1 protein-coding gene is annotated in these 2177 nt (G+C 58.7%); it reads left to right on the top strand.

The genetic code is table 11. From position 1 onward, the window contains the following. Positions 1–2177, top strand: a 2177-nt coding sequence (locus ACFWYE_RS30970; protein WP_379115820.1) for a hypothetical protein, incomplete at both ends; no start/stop codon positions are given.

Below are 2177 nucleotides of genomic sequence, written 5' to 3'. Positions count from 1 at the left end.
GCCTACGCGCCGACACTTAGCTCCTACATCGTCTCCAAGTCGCGCTATGAGGCGATCCGGGATTCTTTTGATCCCAACGCGTTCCCGATCAAATACGACCTGTTCTACTACGATGGTTCGACAGACAATCTGGCGCAGCCGACCAAGGGCGACCTGACGTCGATCATCCATCGGGTGCGGGCCGATTCCAATCAGCCACTCTACCAGACCACCGAGACCTTCACCTACGACAGCTACGGCAACAAGGCATCGCACCTCGACGGTGTCGCCAACCGCACGGAATGGGATTACGATACGGCATATCGCCTCTATCCGGTGGCAGAGCGGGCGCCGAAATACTTTGCCAACGGCGCGTTGGCTGCCGACACGCGTTTCGTCTCGACGGCCACCTACAATCCTGTCTGCGGCTTGCCGGCGAGCAAAACGGACTGGAACGGCATCGTCACAACCTACAGCTATGATGCTTATTGCCGGCCCTCGGAAATCCGCAACACGGCCACCGGCTACTATGACAGGGTCCGCTACATCAACGAGGGCAATCCATCGGGTCAGCATCTCGTCACGTATTCGCCGCTGCCCAATGCCTCAGGTGAATATTACAGGCAGGCCTTTTACGACGGACTTGGCCGCGTCTGGCACGAAGACATGCCGGGATGTGATGCGCCGGGCGTCTGGACAATGCTCAATACGGAATACGACCAGCGTTCCAACGTGGCGCGCAAGTCATTGCCGCGTTGTTCGAACGAAACCGATCAATGGACAACCACGCGCTACGACTGGGCGGATCGGCCGACATCGATCGTCAATCCTGACAACTCCGAGCGGAGCTACACCTACTATCTATACTATTCGCCGCTGGTCCATTCGACGAATGTTACCTACGGCCTCGTCATCCAGAAAGACGAGCTCGGGCGCCTGAGCCACAATTTTACGAACAGCCGTGGCGATACGATCCGCCTGACAAATGTCATGGCCGATGGTTCCTATATCTCCGAGCATCGCAACTATGACGCCTTGCACCGGCTGACCAGGCTTGTCGATGACAGCCTCGCTACCTGGACCTACAGCTACGACATGGTCGGCAACCGGCTGACAGCCTCTGATCCCGATCTCGGCACCTGGACCTACAAATACGATGCCGCCAATCGTTTGGTTGAGCAGACGGATGCGCGCGGTGCAGTCGCCACTTTGTCCTATGATCAAATGGGACGACTTCTGACCAAAACCGCAACCGCCGCGGGCGGCGCACCTGCTACGCTCACGCAGAACAGCTACGACCAGGTCGAGCCCGATTATTACAACATCGGCCAACTGACCCGATCAGTGAATGGTGCCGCGACACAAGCCTACAACTATGATGGTTTCGGCAAGATACGATGGCAGAACACCACCATCGATGGGTTGAGCCATTCCACCTACATGGCGCGGGACCGGTCCGGTCTTGTCGTCTTCCAGAACTATTCGCCTTCTCCGATGGATTTCGGAACCAATGCCGATCGTCTCGGCTACACCGGCGGCAACCTGTTGTATTCGGCTCCCGGCTACATCAGTTCGATCAGCTACGAGGCCGACAACCAGACGCGGCAGATCGTCTACGCCAACGGCGTGAAGACGAACTTCAGCTATTCGCCGACACGACGCTGGCTGACCAGGGTGGTGACGACCGGGCCAAGCGGTTCGGTGTTGATGGACAACACCTATACGCGTGACCTTGCGGGGCGCATCATCGCCATCAACGGCGCGCCGACGGCACTTGATCCGTCGGGTACGGCCGAGGATTGGACCTACACCTACAACAACCTCGATTGGCTGATGACTGCCGCTAATAGTGCGAACGTTGGTCTCAACGAGACGTTCAACTACGCAACCAATGGCAACATGCTCTCCCGGAGCAGGGTCTCGGGGGCATACGTTTATCCAACCGCCACGTCACCACGCCCGCACGCACCGCTGACGGTCGGTTCGCGCAGCTTCGCCTATGACGCCAACGGCAACACCATCTCGGATGGCATCCGCACCCTGGCCTGGGACGAAGCCAGCCGGCTGAAGACGGTCACGCAGGGCTCGGCGATCACAAGCTTTGCCTACGGTCCTGATGGGGTACGGGTGAAAAAGGCTTCGGCCTTCGGCACCACGCTTTACCCGAGCGCAGATGTCGAGATCGATCCGGCGACGCC

Origin of the sequence: Mesorhizobium sp. NPDC059025 (genome assembly GCF_042739655.1) — a bacterium.
Lineage (GTDB): Bacteria > Pseudomonadota > Alphaproteobacteria > Rhizobiales > Rhizobiaceae > Mesorhizobium.
This window is presented reverse-complemented; position numbering and strand designations above follow the sequence as displayed.